We start from the raw sequence: 3201 nt of genomic DNA on the forward strand, positions 1-3201 counted from the left end.
TGAGGTAAGAGCATTTGGTGGATGCCTTGGCATGTACAGGCGATGAAGGACGTGGCACGCTGCGATAAGCGTCGGGGAGTTGTGAGCAAACTTTGATCCGGCGATTTCCGAATGGGGAAACCCACCTTCACCATTTCTCTCGGTTCGTGAGCGATCACGGGTTGAGTGAGGTGGATAAGGTATCACCTTGGCGAATATATAGCTTTGGTGAAGCGAACCCGGGGAACTGAAACATCTAAGTACCCGGAGGAAAAGACATCAACCGAGATTCCGTTAGTAGTGGCGAGCGAACGCGGACCAGGCCAGTGCTTCTTGTTCAACTAGCAGAACACTTTGGAAAGAGTGACCATAGCGGGTGACAGTCCCGTATGCGAAAGCGAGACAAGAAGACTCGAGTAGGGCGGGACACGTGAAATCCTGTCTGAACATGGGGGGACCACCCTCCAAGCCTAAATACTCGTACATGACCGATAGCGAACACAGTACCGTGAGGGAAAGGTGAAAAGCACCCCGATGAGGGGAGTGAAACAGTACCTGAAACCGAATGCTTACAAGCAGTTGGAGCCCCATAGGGGGTGACAGCGTACCTCTTGCATAATGGGTCAGTGACTTAATGTACCATGCGAGCTTAAGCCGTTAGGTGTAGGCGCAGCGAAAGCGAGTCTGAACAGGGCGACTGAGTATGGTGTATTAGACCCGAAACCCGGCGATCTAGGCATGACCAGGTTGAAGGTGCGGTAACACGCACTGGAGGACCGAACCGTTGCATGTTGAAAAATGCTCGGATGAGTTGTGTTTAGGGGTGAAAGGCCAATCAAGCCGGGAAATAGCTGGTTCTCCGCGAAATCTATTGAGGTAGAGCGTCGAATGATTGCCGTTGGGGGTAGAGCACTGGATGGATGCGGGGGTCGCGAGATCTACCAATTCTAACCAAACTCCGAATACCAACGAGTCTAGTTCGGCAGACAGACGGCGGGTGCTAAGGTCCGTCGTCAAAAGGGAAACAGCCCTAACCTACAGCTAAGGTCCCCAAGTCATCACTAAGTGGGAAAGCATGTGGGATTTCCAAAACAACCAGGAGGTTGGCTTAGAAGCAGCCATCCTTTAAAGAAAGCGTAACAGCTCACTGGTCTAAATAAGAGATCCTGCGGCGAAAATGTAACGGGGCTCAAGTGATGCACCGAAGCTTAGGGTTCAGACTTCGGTCTGAGCGGTAGCGGAGCGTTCCGTAGGCGAGTGAAGCGGAAGGGTAACCGACCGTGGACGTATCGGAAGTGCGAATGCTGACATGAGTAGCGATAAAGAGGGTGAGATGCCCTCTCGCCGAAAGACCAAGGGTTCCTGCTTAAAGCTAATCTGAGCAGGGTGAGCCGGCCCCTAAGACGAGCCCGAAGGGGGTAGTCGATGGGAACCACGTTAATATTCGTGGGCCTGGAGATGTGTGACGGATCGCGTGTGTTGTACAACCTTATCGGATTGGTTGTGCTTCGAAGCGGTTCCAGGAAATAGCCTCTCCGTATAGACCGTACCCGAAACCGACACAGGTGGTCAGGTAGAGTATACCAAGGCGCTTGAGAGAAGTATCCTGAAGGAACTCGGCAAATTGCCTCCGTACCTTCGGAAGAAGGAGGCCCCATGCTTGCGCAAGCAGGTGTGGGGGGCACAGGCCAGGGGGTAGCGACTGTTTAGCAAAAACACAGGACTCTGCTAAGTCGGCTTCAAGACGACGTATAGGGTCTGACGCCTGCCCGGTGCCGGAAGGTTAAGAGGAGGAGTGCAAGCTCCGAATTGAAGCCCCGGTAAACGGCGGCCGTAACTATAACGGTCCTAAGGTAGCGAAATTCCTTGTCGGGTAAGTTCCGACCTGCACGAATGGCGTAACGACTTCCCCACTGTCTCCAGGATATGCTCAGCGAAATTGAATTCTCCGTGAAGATGCGGAGTACCCGCGGTTAGACGGAAAGACCCCGTGCACCTTTACTGCAGCTTCAGAGTGGCATTGGAAAATTATTGTGTAGCATAGGTGGGAGGCTTTGAAGCACCGGCGCCAGCTGGTGTGGAGCCATAGGTGAAATACCACCCTGTGATTTTTTAATGTCTAACCACGTACCGTTAGCCGGTACTGGGACCCTCTGTGGCGGGTAGTTTGACTGGGGCGGTCGCCTCCTAAAGAGTAACGGAGGCGCGCGATGGTAGGCTCAGGCCGGTTGGAAACCGGCTGCAAGAGTGCAATGGCATAAGCCTGCCTGACTGCGAGATTGACGAATCGAGCAGAGACGAAAGTCGGTCATAGTGATCCGGTGGTCCCTCGTGGAAGGGCCATCGCTCAACGGATAAAAGGTACGCCGGGGATAACAGGCTGATGATTCCCAAGAGCTCATATCGACGGAATCGTTTGGCACCTCGATGTCGGCTCATCACATCCTGGGGCTGGAGCAGGTCCCAAGGGTTTGGCTGTTCGCCAATTAAAGTGGTACGTGAGCTGGGTTCAGAACGTCGCGAGACAGTTTGGTCCCTATCTGCCGTGGGCGTCGATACTTGAGAGGAGTTGCCCCTAGTACGAGAGGACCGGGGTGAACATGCCTCTGGTGTACCTGTCGTGGCGCCAGCCGCGCAGCAGGGTAGCTATGCATGGACGGGATAACCGCTGAAAGCATCTAAGCGGGAAGCCTCCCTCAAGATTAGGTATCTTCGAGTCGTGATAGACCATCACGTTGATAGGCCGGGTGTGGAAGCGTGGTAACGCGTGGAGCTAACCGGTCCTAATAACTCTGATCATGCTTGATGAATCCCACCATCAATGACAGCCCTGCCAACCGGCAGGCCCCGTCAGGTGGACGAGCATCCAGCCAGATAATGCACGGATACATACATCGATTAAAAAGCACGCCAGCTCCATTGCTTGGTGACCATAGCGTCAGTGACCCACCCGATCCCATCTCGAACTCGGCCGTGAAACCTGACAGCGCCGATGGTACTAACGCTCAAGCGTTGGAAGAGTAGGACGTCGCCAGGCATTGAAGCCGGCGTGCAAAAAACCCATCACAATGACAAATGGGCCAACAACCCAACAAGAGGGCCCGCGCGGCCCTCTTCGCGTTCCTGATGAACGCATCCTTGGTGACGCGGGGTGGAGCAGCCCGGTAGCTCGTCAGGCTCATAACCTGAAGGTCGTAGGTTCAAATCCTACCCCCGCAACCA

1 tRNA gene and 2 rRNA genes (1 of these 3 running past the window's edge) are annotated in these 3201 nt (G+C 54.3%); all 3 read left to right on the plus strand.

The features are described 5' to 3' along the window. Positions 1-2786, plus strand: a 23S ribosomal RNA gene (locus B5483_RS22625); it begins 6 nt to the left of the window's first position. Positions 2787-2901: 115 nt separating this feature from the next. Next, positions 2902-3016: ribosomal RNA gene (rrf, locus tag B5483_RS22630) — 5S ribosomal RNA — on the plus strand. A gap of 108 nt (positions 3017-3124) precedes the next feature. Next, positions 3125-3201, plus strand: a tRNA-Met gene (locus tag B5483_RS22635).

It is taken from the genome of Novosphingobium mathurense (assembly GCF_900168325.1).
In the GTDB taxonomy this organism is placed as follows: Bacteria; Pseudomonadota; Alphaproteobacteria; order Sphingomonadales; family Sphingomonadaceae; genus Novosphingobium; species Novosphingobium mathurense.